The 17438-nt window shown below is 37.9% G+C and carries 15 protein-coding genes and 2 riboswitches; of the genes, 2 read left to right on the top strand and 13 right to left on the bottom strand.

Annotated elements, in window-relative coordinates; genetic code table 11:
* The coding region (locus tag B4K20_RS03955; RefSeq protein WP_289281969.1) for a glycosyltransferase family 2 protein at nt 1-309 on the bottom strand (309 nt) is incomplete at its 3' end.
* A gap of 276 nt (nt 310-585) precedes the next feature.
* Complete coding sequence (locus tag B4K20_RS03950) at nt 586-1425, bottom strand: polysaccharide pyruvyl transferase family protein (protein ID WP_289281968.1); 840 nt, start codon at nt 1423-1425, stop codon at nt 586-588.
* 964 nt (nt 1426-2389) lie between these two features.
* On the opposite strand from B4K20_RS03950, the gene B4K20_RS03945 reads away from it, so the two are divergent.
* Both B4K20_RS03945 and B4K20_RS03940 read left to right on the top strand, forming a co-directional pair.
* Complete coding sequence (locus tag B4K20_RS03945; protein WP_289281967.1) at nt 2390-3739, top strand: oligosaccharide flippase family protein; 1350 nt, start codon at nt 2390-2392, stop codon at nt 3737-3739.
* Between the two features lie 122 nt (nt 3740-3861).
* Nucleotides 3862-4836 (top strand): glycosyltransferase family 2 protein, encoded by a 975-nt coding sequence (locus tag B4K20_RS03940; protein ID WP_289281966.1) that lies wholly within the window; start codon nt 3862-3864, stop codon nt 4834-4836.
* A 48-nt stretch (nt 4837-4884) separates the two neighbouring features.
* On the opposite strand, the gene B4K20_RS03935 is transcribed toward B4K20_RS03940, so the two are convergent.
* From B4K20_RS03935 to cysC, 11 genes are all read right to left on the bottom strand, one after another.
* Nucleotides 4885-6765 (bottom strand): right-handed parallel beta-helix repeat-containing protein, encoded by a 1881-nt coding sequence (locus B4K20_RS03935; protein WP_289281965.1) that lies wholly within the window; start codon nt 6763-6765, stop codon nt 4885-4887.
* A 326-nt stretch (nt 6766-7091) separates the two neighbouring features.
* Nucleotides 7092-7982 carry an ExeA family protein gene (locus B4K20_RS03930; protein ID WP_289281964.1) on the bottom strand — a complete coding sequence of 297 codons (891 nt, stop codon included), beginning with the start codon at nt 7980-7982 and terminating at the stop codon, nt 7092-7094.
* 3 nt (nt 7983-7985) lie between these two features.
* Nucleotides 7986-8828, bottom strand: a complete 843-nt coding sequence (locus B4K20_RS03925; protein ID WP_289281963.1) for a CpsD/CapB family tyrosine-protein kinase — start codon at nt 8826-8828, stop codon at nt 7986-7988.
* Nucleotides 8829-8857: 29 nt separating this feature from the next.
* Complete coding sequence (locus B4K20_RS03920) at nt 8858-10612, bottom strand: Wzz/FepE/Etk N-terminal domain-containing protein (protein WP_289281962.1); 1755 nt, start codon at nt 10610-10612, stop codon at nt 8858-8860.
* Nucleotides 10613-10643: 31 nt separating this feature from the next.
* Entirely contained in the window at nt 10644-11825 is a 1182-nt protein-coding gene (locus B4K20_RS03915) for a hypothetical protein (RefSeq protein WP_289281961.1), read from the bottom strand.
* A 21-nt stretch (nt 11826-11846) separates the two neighbouring features.
* A complete protein-coding gene (locus B4K20_RS03910; protein ID WP_289281960.1) occupies nt 11847-12398 on the bottom strand; it encodes a polysaccharide biosynthesis/export family protein in 552 nt (183 codons plus the stop codon).
* 125 nt (nt 12399-12523) lie between these two features.
* Nucleotides 12524-13042: a hypothetical protein gene (locus B4K20_RS03905; protein WP_289281959.1), complete on the bottom strand. Its 519-nt coding sequence runs from the start codon at nt 13040-13042 to the stop codon at nt 12524-12526.
* A 32-nt stretch (nt 13043-13074) separates the two neighbouring features.
* Nucleotides 13075-13154, bottom strand: a riboswitch (cyclic di-GMP riboswitch).
* A gap of 202 nt (nt 13155-13356) precedes the next feature.
* Entirely contained in the window at nt 13357-13806 is a 450-nt protein-coding gene (locus B4K20_RS03900; protein ID WP_289281958.1) for a hypothetical protein, read from the bottom strand.
* A 35-nt stretch (nt 13807-13841) separates the two neighbouring features.
* A riboswitch (cyclic di-GMP riboswitch) is annotated at nt 13842-13921 on the bottom strand.
* Between the two features lie 234 nt (nt 13922-14155).
* A complete protein-coding gene (locus B4K20_RS03895) occupies nt 14156-15565 on the bottom strand; it encodes an undecaprenyl-phosphate glucose phosphotransferase (RefSeq protein ID WP_289281957.1) in 1410 nt (469 codons plus the stop codon).
* 60 nt (nt 15566-15625) lie between these two features.
* On the bottom strand, nt 15626-16600 hold the full coding sequence (locus B4K20_RS03890) for a DHH family phosphoesterase (RefSeq protein WP_289281956.1): 975 nt from the start codon (nt 16598-16600) through the stop codon (nt 15626-15628).
* A 10-nt stretch (nt 16601-16610) separates the two neighbouring features.
* Nucleotides 16611-17201 carry an adenylyl-sulfate kinase gene (gene cysC / locus B4K20_RS03885; RefSeq protein WP_289281955.1) on the bottom strand — a complete coding sequence of 197 codons (591 nt, stop codon included), beginning with the start codon at nt 17199-17201 and terminating at the stop codon, nt 16611-16613.
* Between the last annotated feature and the right edge of the window lie 237 nt (nt 17202-17438).

Here is a 17438-nt window from a genome sequence, read left to right as displayed (position 1 = left end):
TTCTGCTTGTATCTTGAGTCGATTTTCGGGGAATAAGTCATCTGAATCACAACGACAAAAATATTTACCTTTTGCATGTTTCAAACCTATATTAATTGCTGATGCAATACCTTCGGCTTTACCATAAACGACTGTGACTCGAGCATCAATTACACCTTCAGCTATGTTGCGAGTGTCATCAGTAGACTGGTCATCAACGATAATTAACTCAAAATTAGTATATGTTTGCTGAAGTATTGATTCTATGCTTTGCTTAATGAAGGCTCCAGCATTCCTTGCTGGCATAATTACAGATACTAAATCGGACATTTTTTTCCTTAAGTTTGAATGGCAGTTGCAAGCGTTCTTGGAAATCTAATGTTTAATTATGCTTCTATTGAACTTTTTTCTGGCATTAAATCTTATTAATTTTTTACTTATCAAATTTTTTGCACTCAATAATTTTTTGAGTCAGATTTTATTCAATGCACATTTATCCTTACATAAGCCATATTAACTCTATCGAGCTTCTCAGACTACTTCGATAAAAAGGGAATGAGCAATTATCTAACTATCAAGAGAATTTCTTTCTCCTTCTTCGATACATCACCTTGAATTAGAATAGTTAGTGTTAAATCTAAAAAAAACTTCTTTTAACTTATCCTTTTTTTCCTCAATGATTGAGCTACTTGATAAGAGATAATCACTGCGTTTTTTTATTTGTTGTAGTTTTCTTTGGAAAAGCTTTTCATTAAAAAACTCATTAAAAAAATATCTTCTGGCGTAGTCTGGTTTGATCAGTGGTAGGAGTTCTAATTTTATGTTTAGCCCCATTGACTGCGCCCAGTCCTCCCATTTGAAATCAAGAATTAGCGCAGAGTTTTTTACAGGAAACCATGGCACTCTTAGTGAGTCAGCTAATATGGCACCATGCATTGCAGAGGTTATCAATCTCTCACAACTGTTTACTTGACTGATTACACTCATTGCTTGACCCAATGGTGAAATGTAGCTAACACCAGTAGCTTCTACAACTTTTTTCAATCTAGGTGAATCGATACTATGATGTGGCATAAAACCAACCCTCATAGTTCTCTTATCACCAATATTATCTAAACCAAGAATATCGCTAATTAAAATAGCAGGATCTGCAATTGCAAGTTTTTGCTCTACGCCAAGAGCTTTTGCCGTTAATGGTCCTCTTACACAGTGTATAGTCCAGCTTTTTGTTGGTTGTGGAATGGATTCCCCATAACCTGCCCCTGACCCCATTATGTTTATGGAGTTGTAGTTACTCAATGGGAGTTTATCGTTGATTAAAGTACCAATACCGACAAACAGTTGGTCACAATCATCATTAAAAGGTGCATCAATGTAGTTTGACCAAAACCAGGGGTTTATTGCATCACCGAAGTTTGCACACTCAGTATAATGAAAAAGCTTCATTTTTTTGTCTCACCATAATTTTAACTTAGTGAATATACATCAACTAACAGATTTAGAAAGGCTAAGAAGCTCTAATAAACACAAAAATCTTATTCAAAATGAGATTATTTTTATTCAATATCTCTCCTTACTCAAAGCGATAAATTGAATTTTCTGGTTAATCTTTTCTGTTCTTCAGATTCGCCAGTAGCATACTAGAACATCTTAGATTACTGCACTTGCCTAATTAATGGAGCAGAGCAGTAAATAATCATAGTCAAATATCATTTGCTCAGGATGAATTGTCTGTTACAGGTATGCTTCTCTCTTGACGTTTCTAAAAAATCGTACAAATAGATTAGCTCATAAGAAATTACCCATGAATATGTTTTAGGGTATCCACTGATGCAAAATAATAACGACATAAATTGATAAGAGAATGTCGTGCGTTTTTAACAGAGGGACACTAACTCACTTCAGGCTCTCTCTACTTAACTGCTTAAAGAAGATACATATCCTACTGAAAAGACGATAATGAAATTAATCCATCTTGGTTAAATGGCTTTGCACAAGGATTTGTTCAAGTCATCCCTTCTCAATTAGATGTAGACTCTTAACTTCATTCTTCAACAAGGAAGAAGTGCTCAGCTTGTGCAAATAATTATCAATACTCCACATAGTTTATTAAAAGGCCGTAACTTTCCAATTAACCCCCCCCTTAGCCTTATAAGTTTTTATTCAGTTAGATGTTTAATATTGGAGCTCACTACTTAATTTTAGGCGATACAGAAGACGTGTATATTACCGCCTAATCTTACTTCAACATTGTTTATTCCATATTCCAGAAAACTATTTGAGAGGGAAGATAAATAGATGTATCGAGGTGAGAAATACCCATATTGTTTTAGTGCGAGGGAAATATTAGACCATATAGATGATATATTGTTATATCATCATGATTTTGTCGCTAGTTAGAAAGTTATTAATGCCTAATTCTGAAAATGCCAGCCAGAGGTCTCCCCTAAAGAAACTCATTGTTAAAGGCTCATTATGGACTATCGGTGGTTATGGTCTGGCACAGCTTTTTAGACTAGCCAGTAACGTTATAATGGCGAAGTTTCTCTTTCCAGAAGCTTTCGGCTTAATGACCCTTGTCATGGTATTCATGCAAGGTATCAGTATGTTCTCTGATATTGGAATCACACCCAGTATTATTCAAAACAAACGTGGAAATGACCAAATTTTTCTTAATACAGCCTGGACTATACAAGTATTTCGTGGATTTGTTCTTTGGGCTATCGCTCTGGTAGGAGCCTACCCATACTCAATTCTCTACAACGAACCCCTCTTGGCTTGGATGTTACCCGTCGCAAGTCTAAGTGCGATTATTGCAGGGTTCAACTCAACATCACTCGCAAGCTCGAATAGAGATTTAAACCTCCGGAATATTACTCTTTTAGAGCTTATCGCTCAGTTTTTCTCAATCTCTGTGATGATACTTTGGGTCGTCATAAGTCCTACGGTATGGGGTTTGGTCGTTGGAGGATTGGTTAATGCATTGGTCAAAATGTTGTTATCTCAGTTTTGGATTGCGAAAACGAGAAATCGCTTTCAGTGGGAAAGAGAGGCTGCCTCAAGCTTATTTAAATTTGGTCGTTGGGTTCTGGCCAGTACAGCGTTGACATTTTTTGCGCGTCAGATTGACCGAATATTACTTGGTTACTTAATCGGAGCCGCGACACTGGGAGTTTATTCAATTGCTGCCATGTTTAAAGAAACAGCCTCTAAAACAGCTCAAATGCTCGGTAGTAGAGTTTTGTTTCCTTCATATTCGCGCTTGATACGTGAGAATGACCACAAACGCCTATATATAGCCTTAAGAAAGGCTCGATTATTTATGATTGTGATGACATGGTCTGTAGCAATAGCTTTAATTACATTAGGAAACCAAATCATAGATTGGTTATATGATGCACGATATGACGATGCGATTTGGATGGTGAAGATATTACCTCTGGACTTATTTATTGGTGTTTTGTCAATGACTTATCATAATGTTTATCTGGCAAAAGGGAAATCTTCGTACATATCTTTTCTACTTTTTTATCAATTAATCATACAAGTAACCTGTATATTAGTTGGTTACAATCTAGCCGGCACTCATGGTGTTGTCATAGGATTAGCTGTAGTCGGATGGCTTTTGTACCCAGCTAATGTTATTGCTGCCATAAGGCTCAAAATATGGCAGCCAGAAATAGACATACCAGTTATTGCCTTAGCAATTCTATTCATTACTGCATATTTAACACTTTCTGATGTTTTGGTTTCTATTTAAATTTAACCTAGCAATTTTTTACTATTATTCATTGATATACAACTTATCACTTAGTAGTCATTCGTCTTAGTGAAAAAGTGAAGAATCAAGAAAGTGCTTAATTCTTTAAGTAAGTTCGATTTATGGATAAAACAACTATAACCGGCGCGTCAGCGCCCCCAAACTTAGATAGGCTGGCTATGAATCATGCACCTTTGGTAACCATAATTATCCCCTGTTATAACAGAGAGAAATACATCAAAGACGCAATAAATAGCTGTCTTCGACAAACTTACTCTCATATCGAAATAATTGTCGTTGATGATGGTTCCCAGGATAATTCGATTAACGTCATCCGAGAGTATAAAAGTAAAGTTAAACTTATTACGCAAAAAAACAGTGGCGTAAGTGTTGCGAGAAACACCGGCATTGAAGCTTCACAAGGTGATTTTCTGGTATTTCTTGATTCAGATGATTGGATTTCTGATGATCTTATTGAGATGCATATCAACACGTTTAAAAAGTGGGATGATTTAGACATCGCCTGTGCCGACTCCAGAGGTATTAGTTCTGATGGTGTTGAGAGCGCTACAAATACATCCAACTGGCCCGAAATAGCGAGCAGTCCAAAAGAGTTATTTCTTCTAACACCGCCTCCATTCCCTGCATGCGAGATGTACAAAGCATCTACAGTGAAATCACTCGGTGGTTTTTATAATGATATGCGTGCATTTGCTGATTCAAGCTTACGAATTAGAATTGTTTTGAATGGTGGAAAAGTTGCCAGAACTCAAGGGGGACATGCCATATATCGCCCTGTAGAAAACTCCATTACAAGAAATAAAACCAAGCTCCACTATTATGCACTTAAGCTGTTAACAAAATTAAATAACGAGTTTAAAGACAACAAAAAGATCCTCCAACTATTAGAGCTAAGGAAAAAGAAACATCGTTTACGATATTGGTTTTCTAACTTTTCTTATCATCTAGGCTTTCATCCAATATCAATGATGAAATTCATTCGACATCTAATCGTCGTGTCTAAAATTGATCCTGGCTATACTTACTTCATCATAAAAGAGAAACCGTGGCTGTCTGAAAAAAGCGACGCTTTCTAAAAAAAAGGTTGGCCATGGCCAACCTTTTTTGTCAGATTTGTTAATAAACTATCTCATTAAACAACCAAACCGAGAATAAGCACGGCATGTTGTTGGCTCAACATCACTGTTATCCTCATTTGTTGCTTTTATTACCTCATTAATTGTGACACTCTCAATAGTACTTCTAGAGATAGAGCTCGGCTGCGTAATGACAGGCTCACTATATTCATCACCCGTACCAGTTGTTGTGTCATTTATTGTTACTGTAGATGTAGAGAAACGACTCGTTGAAGGCTGTACTTCAACATTTGAATCACTAGTTGTACTCGAAAACCTGCTTGTTGAACCTGAACTTGTTGAACCTGAACTTGTTGAACCTGAACTTGTTGAACCTGAACTTGTTGAACCTGAAGTTGTACCAGTATTTTCTGCATCAGTTGAGCTAGGTGATGAGAACCTTGACATGAAGGAGTTAGTCTCATTAACTGATGATGTAGTTTCTTCAGCACCTAAAACACCCTCAACAGCCTCTGTTACTTGATCTTCGACTTCTTGAACAGTATCGACAACGGGTTCAACTGTTTCTTCATAAACATCTTCAGCGTCAGTTAATGCATCAGATGGAGCGTTTACTAAGCTTTGTAAATTCACCCCTTCATGATTTTCACATTGATTAGTAGAAGTATCTGTATCGATATTGGCATCTTTTTTCTCAATACACTCTTTGAAAGCCGAAGTACTAGACCAGATTCTGTTATTGAGTACAGAGAACGAGTGTTCTCCACCAACTATAATGCCAGTAGCTTTTTCAAAATTTGTTACGATTCTATTATTTTTAATGACAATATTTTTAGACTTGATAGAGTCTTCATTTTTTACCGGTACGTTGACACCAGCGAGCAAATTTCCAGCCTCATCGATAATTGTATTATTCTCAATTAACGCACCGTCACAGGATGCACAACCGATGGCATTACCTCCCATGTTCATGAGCGTGTTATCCCGAATAGTAATATTCAAAAATGACTCATCACTTGTGTAACCACCATCGAAACTAATGCCCCAGCAGCTGTAAGCCGCTTTGCCAGCGTCCTCTTTTATGATATTACCTTCGACTATTACGTCTTTAAGAAGTCCATGACCTACAAGTGAAACACCTTGGCATGAGCCATCAACAATAGCTGATTTATACAATGTGTTGTTTCGTATCGTTATACCAGTAGCATATTGCCCTTTATTAGCAAGATATATATTGTGATCGAAACCGCGTGTTTCACCATTATGTTCAAAATGATTATTTTCGATTAGGCAGTCGTTACAGCCACCCATAAACCCTTGCGTAGTATTGTTTATTATCACAGAGTCTCTCAATACAAAGCGGTCATTCATCATATTGACGGATGGGTCATTTTCATCAGCAGGATTACTCCCTGCAGAATAGACGCCTAAGTCGAATCCTTCGATATGCAGGTTTTCAAGCGTAACATCATCAACATCGTTATATAACCTTACTCCAGTGCCTTTACCTGTAGTGGAGATGAGGATAAGATCTTTGACGATGTATCCGCCATCTCCCCCTGCACTACCACCTTCTTCAAAATTAAGTGCACTTTCACCTTCACTACTTACGATTTTTGGCGCATCTAGAGATGGATCACCATAACTGGCAATCGTGCATGGTTTCTCAGCTGAACATTTCCAGTTAACTAATTTATGTTTTGCGGTTACGTAGAACTGCCCACCCCGACAAAATAATAAAGCCCCACTAGGAGAGACTTTACTGAAAAGCGACACACCTTTCGTGAATGATTTAAAAGCAGTAGATTCTGAAAGCCCATCATTGTTATCGTCGCCAGTAGAATCACAAACATAATAATTTTGTGAATATGCAGCCGATGAAATAAGCATCAGTGTGAGTACAAATAAAATTGAAGTTATTCTTTTCATGTCCATCTCCCCCCGTGATAAATAGATGACACAGGTAAATAATATGCTTGATTCACAATTACGTTAGTGATTTCTTTCACACAATTTAAATGAAAAAAATCTTTTTAAAATTTTTGTGAATTCCTGAACAGTATAACGACCGGAGCAACTAATTACTTAGTCAAAGTCATTGAGGTATGGTTCAAAAAAAAGCCCAGTGTTACCACTGGGCTCAAAAACTTTCTGGGGGGCAGAAAGTTTTTAAAGTGCAGTAGATAATTTAGCGATCAATTTTAGCTTTCGTCGTGAACAACGTCACATTGTATAAATGTATTAAAAATCAGGGTTCAGACTAAGTGAATGTTATATAACTCTAGCAACCAACTTCTTACACGCTTAACATCAGGATTCTGACTCTCTTTCATTTTTATTATTGTAGAAGAACGTTTATCTTTGATCATATCAATGACCGTATTCACATTGACTTCTCTAGAGTCATCAGCAAAAGCATAAACAAGAGCGAAATCACATAGATTGTTTATTCGTCTTGGTACACCTTCACTGTAACAAAAGATAGCAGCACAAGCTTCATTACTGAAAATTTTATGATCAGCTCCCGCTACCTCCATTCTATGTTCGATGTATTTTTGTGTTTCTGGATAGCTTAACGCTTTGAGGTGATATTCAACGCCTATACGTTGTGCAAACTGTTCCAACTCCGGTAGATTGAGCTTATCTATTAGTTCAGGCTGACCAGTTAAGACCAACTGCATAAAGATGTCAGCATCAATATTAACATTGGATAATAGCCTCAATTCTTCTAATGCTTTAACGGACAAATTTTGAGCTTCATCCACGATTAAAACAATTTTTTTTCCCTTCGCATGTTGCTCTACGACGAAATTGACGTAATCACGATAACGTCCTGAGTTATCTGTTGCGGAAGATTCGATATCAAGCGCATCCAGAACCCATTCCATTAACTCACCAAATGACTCACTTGTGTTATTGATTAGGCCGATGACATATTCATCATCAAGATTCTGCAACAATGTTCGAATCAGTGTTGTTTTTCCCGCGCCGATTTCTCCAGTGACTACTGTAAAACCAGCTTGGCTCATCAAACCATATTCCAGCATAGTTAATGCTTTTTTATGATAAGGACTCAAATAAACAAATCGTGGATCTGGTACAAGGTTAAACGGTTTAAATTTAAGACCAAAGTGTTCTATATACATAGATTAGTAGTTCTGATGTGACGGGGCGGTATCAGCTTTATTCATTACTGTACCGATTAAATGTGTACCCTCTAACAATTGTAAAGACTTCTTAATGTTAGCTTCATTATTCTTCCCATCTTCAAGTACCAGTAAAGTGCAATCAAAGTAATTTGTTGATAACAAGACATCGTCTGTCTGTAGTAAAGGAGGTACATCAAAGATAATGACGCGTGAGTTGTATTGAGATTTAATATCCTTCACTAAGGATGCCATTTTCGGACTTGATAATAACTCGGCAGAATCTTCTGCTCTACCTACCCCCGGTAAAAGAACCAACCTTTCGATACCAGGATTAACGAGTACATGATGTAAGTATAAGTCTTCTTGAAGATATTCTTTAAGCCCTGCATCTACATTCAAACCAAAATATTTGGCAATCGATGGATTTCTTAAATCCATATCAACTAATAAAACAGTTTGATTAAGCTCCATGGCCACAGCAACAGCCAGGTTTGCAGACACGAGTGATTTCCCTTCACCAGCCGTTGGTGACGTAATGGCAATACTTTGCCAGTCATTTTGTCGCATCTTTTGAAGGACTTGCGTTCTTAACATTCTAAATACGGCTGACTGTGGGTTATTATAATGTCCGGCTATTACCCTGTTATTTTCCAAAACGCTTGATGGTGTTTTATCTACTTTAGTTTGTGTGTATTGAATATTCTCAATGGCTGGTGCTAAAGGATCTTCAGGAAAACCATTTTCTTCCTGCACATCACTATTAGGTATATTTACATCATCGTTTATGACGTTACCAGTATGCTTCTGTCTTGCTTTGTCTAAGGCTTTCTGAATTCTATCCATTACTAATTCCTATCAGAAGATATGCTAAATCACAGTAAACTTACTTTACGCATTAACTTAAACCATAAAACTTCTAAATTAACGACATAAAAGTGAACTGCAATGACTGAAGCTATAGCAGCAACAATAGCAAGTACAATCCAACGATTTCTGATTGTTTTTTTGCGAGCTAACTCACGAGATGTTGTGATTACAGGTATGACCACAAGTGGCGTCTTACCAACCAGATGTGTCACTTGGGTATAACCTCTTACACCACCGAAAAGCAACTCTATCAATAAGGCCAGCCCTAAACCTGCACCAACTGATGCTCCCACTCCCAAGATGAGAAGTTTTGGCCTATTTGGTTTTTCAGCCTTTGAAGGTACGGCAGGTGGTTCAATGAGTGAAAAGCTCTCACCTTTGTTTTCAGACTCGAGGTTTTGCGCGAGTTCAGCTTGAAGTTGTTTTGAGCGTAATTCTCTATATTTAGCCAAGGTATTTTCGTGATCGCGTGTTAATTCACTATATGCTCTCTGTACTTGATATGTTTCAGCGACTCTTTTTTCAAAGTCAGCAATTTTAGCTTTTATATCTTCTTGTCTATTTTTTAAACGAGCTATTTCCCCTTCTGTCGAGGCAATCTTAGCCTGAATCTGAACATAGGCAGGATTAACATTTTTATTTGGCTGATTCGTCGTTGTCGATTCTCTACTTGCCGTTTTGAGGCGATCTTGAAGATTAGCAATTTTATTATTAAGCGCTTTTATATCAGGATGATTTTCAGCATACTTCTCTTTAAGGGTAGTTAAGTCGTCGGTAGCTTGATCTATTTCTGCCTGAATGACTTCTCTACTATTACCGCTTACACCAAGCTCATTCTCCAGCGCATCTATTTGCCTTCCTAATCTGAGTACATCGGGGTGATTAGGTTCATATTTTGACAGTAGATCGCTATATTGTATTCTCAGCTGTTCCAGACGTTGTTGAGAGGTAGTGGCTTCATTTGGATTCGATATGTTTGTTGGTAAAGCAGATGGAATGGTGGAAAGTTGTAAACTGAGCGTGGTGACTTGATCTTTCAGCACTAAAATTTCATTTTGATTTGAGTTTTGCTCATCTGTCAACCTCTCGATCATTGACAAATTATATTGTAATAACTCAGGTAAACTCTGGCTGTACCTATCTTTGAACTCTGCTATTTGTTTTTCAAGCTCACGCACTCTTGCTTGAAATTTATCTCCTTCCTCTTTCAAGAAGTCTTTCGTTTCTGCAGCACGATCTGTGCGAGCTTTGACATTTTCATTCAAAAACTCAGTGACAAGCTCATTGGCAACCTGCTGTGCTTTTTGTGGTGATTTATCCATAAATGAGACCGTGAAAGCAATACTGGCTCGTTTAGCTCGACCACTAACAGGATCCGTCACATTAGCTTGAACCAGATCCACGCTAACATTTGATTTAAAAAGTCCTACAAGCGCTGATGTTGCAGTTGCTTTCTGTCTTTCCTCTCTATACAGATCATACTTTCTTACGATATCCATCACACGAGCTGAAGTCATCAAACGCTGCTGGATAACTCTAATACGTTGATCGGCATAACTTGTGACAGTGGAGCGTACTAAATCATTTGGAATTTCTTGAGACTCAATTAATATTGTCCCTTCAGACTTGTATGTAGCAGGTAGTGAATAAACCACAAGAACAGCTGCAATACTTAGAACCACAGCTGGGATAATAATCCAGTATTTTCTGCGCCATAGGATATTGAGATAATCTCCCAAGCCTTTTACTTCTTCTTCCATTGATTATTTGCTCTTAACTCGTTGTTATGATTTAACGTGAAAAATGGATGCCATCCCAGTTATAGTCGATATTTAGGGACACAGAATTACTGTTTACATTTTTACCATCAGACTCATCTATACTGCGATAACGATACCCAAATGCGAGTGACCATTTTTCATATATATCCCATCTCAAGCTAGGAGAGAAATCGATATATTTTGTGGTAATACTGCTGATATCGTCAGCACTTGTGTACTCACGGTAAGTCGTTGATACACTAGCTTTAAGCTTTTCTGACAGTTCTCTACTGTAGCTGAGAGTATATGCATCCTGCTCGTTCACAGCGCCAGTGCTAGAAGGTAGTAATGAACGACTAGCTGATAGACTCATGGAGTCTAACTCACCATTTTTCGTAGCGCTCAAGGAGTAGTTAAGCCCAGAACTACTACTAGTTGTTGTTAAACCATTAGAAAAAGTATTTTCACTATCCAAGTAACGCGCACCTAACAAACCATTAATAACCCACAATTCAGTTAATTGATATGTAGAGGTAAAGCCTGCTGTGTATGTATCGTATTCATTATCTAGACTTTCTGATTCGGCAGAGTAATTTACGTATCCTAGGGATATACCACCACTTAGTCTTTCAGAATATTGATGTTGCCAGGCTAAGTTTAAACTCTTAGTCTCATTATCAGTCAATCGAGAATTGTTAGATAATAATGAATTATTCGTTGTTGAAGATTGTGTCCGCTCTTGGTAAGAAGCACTGGTTGTAATTGTATCTAACTCAGTCAAGCTATAACTAAAATTTGGAGATATAGATTTAATCGTGGTTGTAGATGTATTGCTAAAATCTGCTGTGTCTTCTTCCGCGATAGATCTTGACTCTCTTTCAGAATAATCTAGGTTTATTCCATAAGAGCTTCTTTCAGTCGAGCGAGATGTAGAAAAACCAATGAAAGGGTTTTCAGTATCAAGATCATTCAAGTCTTGGTAACGACTGATTCTATATCCCATCCGTAATCGAGACTCTGAATTCTCTAGATTTCTTGATAGTGATAATGTCGGGTTAATTTTTAGACTGAAGTCACCTTTTTTGTCTTCCCTTAATAGTTCATTATCATCGTATTTAAACTGTGGGTCAGCTTCAAAATCAATTCCCCACTCTGCAGCATTTACAGAGCTGGCGAACAAAATAGCAACTGTCAGTGATAGCTTTGTTTTCATCAACTTCACAGTTATGTTGAACTAAGGAATTATCATGACATCACCACTCTCAAGTGTGATGTTTGTTTTGAGTTGTTTGCCTTTTTTAATTTCAGCGTATTTGACTGGGAGCACTTTTTGGCTCTCTCCATCTCTCCTGAGCACAATAATGTTATTCTCTTCGGCATAGGGTGATAATCCACCGGCTAAACTCAATGCCTGCATAGCATCTAGTGGTTGATTCATAACAAACGACCCTGGATTAAGTACTTTCCCCAAAATATGTACTCTATTACCTTCAACACTTGTCACGGATACTGTAACAACTGGGTCAGCTAAATATTCACCAAGCTTTTTAGTTAATTCTGCCTCTACATTGGCAACTGTTTTATCTTTAGCCACTATTTCGCCTGCAAGTGGGAAAGTCACCACTCCATCAGGAAGAACAACTGCTTGCTTTTGCAGAGCTTCTTCGTTCCATACTGAGATATCTAAAATATCTCCAGAGTTTAGTAGATAACGTTCTTCTTCAGCTAATACTGCTGTAGAAAAAGATAATAATAAAGAAAACATTAAGATCAAGCGTTTAGACATTGAAGAAAATCCTTATCTATAATTGACATTCAAAATTGATATTAACACTCTATTTTTCAAAAAAAAAGGGAGCATTCGCTCCCTCCAAAAATATCTTAGTTAACCTACTGTTAACTTAAGTATTATTATGCAGCCACTGCGTTCTTTCTTCTAAGCCCTAAAAAGCCTAATAAAGCAGGAGCAAACAAGAATAATGCTGCTGGCACAGGTACTTCTGACACAGAAACATCATACTTGAATACATCACGGCTAGCGTTAAGAATATCTACAGCATAATTTACACCAGCTTCTAAAAACATAACAAACGAGTAATCACCAGTTATGTCAATAAGTGTTGTATAGACTGGGTAATCAGCTTCAGCTGTAAATCCGAGTTGAGCATTGGTAAAATTCGACTCTGGATTAAATGACCATTCAATTTTTACGTAAGTGTCTTCAGAACTACTTAGATTGAAAAATGACTTCCACGTATCACTAGGACCTGTCCCTTCAGTCACAAAACCACCACCTAAGACAGTTTGTCCACTGGAGATACTGACATCTTGTGTCGCATTCGATGCGCCCGCCACGTCAAAAGATAAAGTCGCTGCATTAACACCAACAGAGAACATTAGAGCTACTAAAAATAGCATCGCTTTTTTCATAATAAACTTCCTTATGCATAAGTTAAAACAAGCAATGCAGCCCAGCCATCTTCAGCGTCAAAGATCTGTGGCTTTCCGACCCCGCCTCACGACGAGTTTGGCTTTAATTAATTATCAAATTTGAGTTTGATAATTACCTATCTGACTTTTTCAGATGGTTCCATGTTAAGGGTCTAGTTCAGAGTCTGTCTATTGTACCTTGGTACAATGTTTACATATATTTACGTAGTCGACCTAGACTTCGTCACTAACAATAACATCAGCCAATAAAAAGGGAGCTTAAGCTCCCTTTTTATTTTCTGTTTTGCTTTTACTTATGCGGCAACAGCAGCTTTTCTACGAAGACCCAAAAAGCCCAATAGAGCTGGAGCAAACAAGAATAACGCTGCTGGAACAGGTACAGCTGAAACACCAAATGACATATTACCCAAAGCAGGTTGAATATCAAATGTTACAGCGTAAAAACCTTCTGCAAGGTTTAACATTGTCGTGAAATCAGGCGCAACGGCGAAAACCATAGTTCCGATTGTAAGTGTACCAGCTACAAACTTGCTAGATGGAGAAAAGTCAAAATCAATAGCAGACAATCCGCCATCGATAACTTCAAGTGTGAAAGACGTTGTAGTATCACCAAATGATGTACTTACTGCACTTGAACCATTATCGAAAATGGTAGCACTGTCTGAAGTTGTTAAGTTGTATGTCGCCGCGTTGGCAGCAACAGAAAACATCATAGCTACGATAAATAGCATCGCTTTTTTCATAATAAACTTCCTTATGCATAGGTTGAAAAAACAAGCAATGCAACCCAGCCATCTTTATATTTAAAGATCTGTGGCTTTCCGACCCCGCCTCACAGCGAGTTTGGCTTTAATTACACAACATCTAACCTGCTGACATTGTGTAAGACCATTTGTATATGATCTTGCTACAAAGCCATCACCGTTGATGTCTATTGTTCTGATTTCTACTGAAAATAATCACGATAACGAGTGTTATCTAGCACCCAAGATTGATGCATCTATTTCAGTAGTATTTCTATGATACCGTGTCTCAGGACAGGCAACAAGTTTATTTTCCTAAGTAAAATTACTAATAAGCTGAGTCGAGATTTCAATAGGCATTTTTACCTACAAACCCCTTAAATATCGTTAAGAAAATAATTTCTATATCCAGAAGTAATGACCAGTTCTGTATATATTTTAGATCGTAATGCACACGACCTTGCATTTTGTCCAAGGTATCAGTTTCCCCCCTAAAGCCATTTATCTGGGCTAAGCCCGTAATACCTGGTTTGACTTTATGTCTCAACATATACCCTTGAATCTGAGCACGGTATTGTTCGTTATGCGCTACAGCATGGGGTCGTGGTCCTACAATCGACATACTTCCGCCCAATGAATTAAAGAATTGGGGTAACTCATCCAGTGATGTTCTTCTCAAAAAGCCACCAAATGGTGTGATACGGCTATCATTTTTTTGTGCTTGTGTGACGGTGTCTCCATCCTCTGTTACCGTCATCGTACGGAATTTCCATACCTTAATTTTTTCACCGTCCATGCCGTAGCGTGTTTGCTTGAAAAACACGGGGCCCTTCGATGTCAATTTAACCCCTGCGGCAATCACCATCATAGGAAGAGCGATCATCGTCAGGATAAGACTACTTAGGATAATATCTTCCAGCCGTTTAAGGATACTATCGATACCAGCAAAAGGGGTTTCATAGACTGAAATGGCGGTGATTCCCTGGTAATCGACCCATCGAGAATTAAGCAAGTTAAATGTGAATAAGTCAGGAACAAGATATACAGAAGCCGTACTATCGGCTAATAGCTCAGTAATGTGTCTGATTCTATGCTCAGCAGACATAGCCAAGGTGATGTAAACAGTATCAACCTTCCCTGCCTTACAATCTTCAATGAGTTGATTGAAATCACCTGCTTTCTTATTTGTTACGACCAGATTAGGTTCTGTTTCTACCCGTTTTTGTGAACGGTCATCATAGTATCCAACCAGCCTAAATCCAGACCAATCCATTTCGTTAAATGCGCTTTCTAACCGTTTACCTAACATTGTCTCACCGACAATAGCCACATTTCTGGTATTGACACCACGAGCTCTAAGAATAGCCAATGATGTTCTTACAATGGCATGCCAGGAAATTAACTCTATAGGTGTCAGTAAAAACCACAAAAAGACAAAGCTATCAAGATAGGTGCCTGAATGAATAAAGAAGATATCAATCATGACCAGAATAAAAACACTGGTAAACCATGAAAACATGACGGCAGAGACTTCTTCCCTTAACGCCGTACCCCGCCACGAACGATAGGCATCTTGCGACTCAGCAAAAAAATTAAATAATACAATAGCGAACAAAAGACTCCATATGTAAAGTACATCCCAAGTCGCTTGGAAAATGTCGAATAAAGCTAAAAACGTTAGCAGGATAATACCGCTATCAATCAGTCTTGATATGGCATTAATTTTTGCGTCGTATTGTCTGATCCTGCCCTGAGCCATCTGTGCTAATTTATCCTATCGTTTTTTAGTCTTTTGATTATAAGTATAAATGACTTTGTATTAGTTGATATTGCTACTGTAATAGTCCTCAACAGTAGAAATTAGTCTTGCAAGCTCGGCTTCTTGTAATAAGTTTATGCCTGCTGCTGCTTTTCTGCCGCCACCTGTGTCGAACTGACCTGCAATAAAATCTGCTCCTTCCTGACGTATTTTAGGAGCTCTGATACTAACGACATAAGCCCCTGAATCAGGTATTTCAGTAAGAATTAAATGTGCTCGAGAAGGAAACTGGTTACTCAAGTAGTTGCTGAAGGTGCCACTAATACGTCTCGCCCATTTATCATCAGGTAAGGTAATAACCCCTACCATATCACTCTCATAACTTAGTTTTTGCTGTTTAGCTTTTGATAAGTCTGAATTGTAGCCTGAATCCAGTGTCTCCATTATCTCTGTATTTTCATTAATAAAATCCAAAGGTGATGAATAGCTTACACACTGTCTATAGAGTTTATCAGGTGTAAAAAACAAATCATCCAGACTCGCACCATAGCCATTATAATTAATATGCTGTCCTAAGGTTTTGAGTTTGATTATCTGGGTTTCAGTGAGGTGTAGTTTTTTTGCATAATTCTCGGCAACATTAGACAGATTATCACCAAAAGCTGCCGTAATTGCCCAGAGCTCATAGGCATGATTGAGGTGCTCATTGACAATTAAAGCTGTGCATTTATTGGGATGCATATCAATCAACGCCTCTAAACGAGGATGACTAATTTGATCTCCTGGGTTGTGGTGATCGGCATAAAAGACTTCAACATCATTTGATAACAAATTTAACAATGCATCGTGATTTTTCTGCATTGATATGTCTAAAACAGTGACTTTTGATGCTTTTTCAACATCTACCCTGCTCAGTAATTTTATATCTCGCTTAACACCTGTAATCAGTTCTGCCTTACTCGGGTTGGCCAGTCTTAATTGAACTAAGGCACATATACCGTCAGCATCGCCATTAAAAACATCAAAGTTGGTCATGGATTTGATTTTAAATTATCTCGTTTTGTTTTAGATAGGTAATCACTCTCGCCACACACTCATCCACATTGAGTTCAGCAGTGTTTAGCGTCACTTCTGCGGAGACTGGCGCTTCATATTCTGAATCTATACCTGTGAAATTTTTTATCTGTCCACTTCTTGCCTTTTTATATAAGCCTTTTGGATCACGTTGTTCACAAGTACTCAGTGGGGTGGATATATAGACTTCAACAAATTCTTTCTCTTCAACGAGATCTCGAACCAGTTTTCTATCACTGCGGAAAGGCGAAATGAAAGCACTCATGACAATGAGACCAGCATCAGCAAATAGCTTTGCCATTTCACCGATACGTCTGATGTTTTCAACACGGTCTGCGTCAGAAAACCCAAGATCTTTATTTAAGCCGTGTCTGACGTTGTCACCATCAAGTAAATAAGTGTGATGTCCTAGCTCAAATAGCTTTTGTTCCACAGCATCTGCAACCGTTGATTTGCCTGCACCACTGAGCCCTGTAAACCATAAAATACATGGCTTTTGTTTTTTTTGTTTTGATCGGTCAAACTTTTCTACTTTATGTTTATGCCAGACGATGTTGTTCATAGTAAAAAAAACGTCCTTATCTGAGTAAGTAAATAATCTATTGAAATAGATATTACCGACTTCAGCAATTATTCCTAGTCTTATTAATGTAAAAGTTAATTATTTCTTTGTCTTGACAAAGTTATCAGGCAAAAAAAAGCCTGACACAAGTCAGGCGTTTTAATTTGGTACCGACGGCCGGAGTCGAACCGGCACACCCGAAGGCACTACCCCCTCAAGATAGCGTGTCTACCAATT

The organism is Methylophaga sp. UBA5088, from assembly GCF_002414625.1.
GTDB classification, from domain to species: domain Bacteria; phylum Pseudomonadota; class Gammaproteobacteria; order Nitrosococcales; family Methylophagaceae; genus Methylophaga; species Methylophaga marina.
This window is presented reverse-complemented; position numbering and strand designations above follow the sequence as displayed.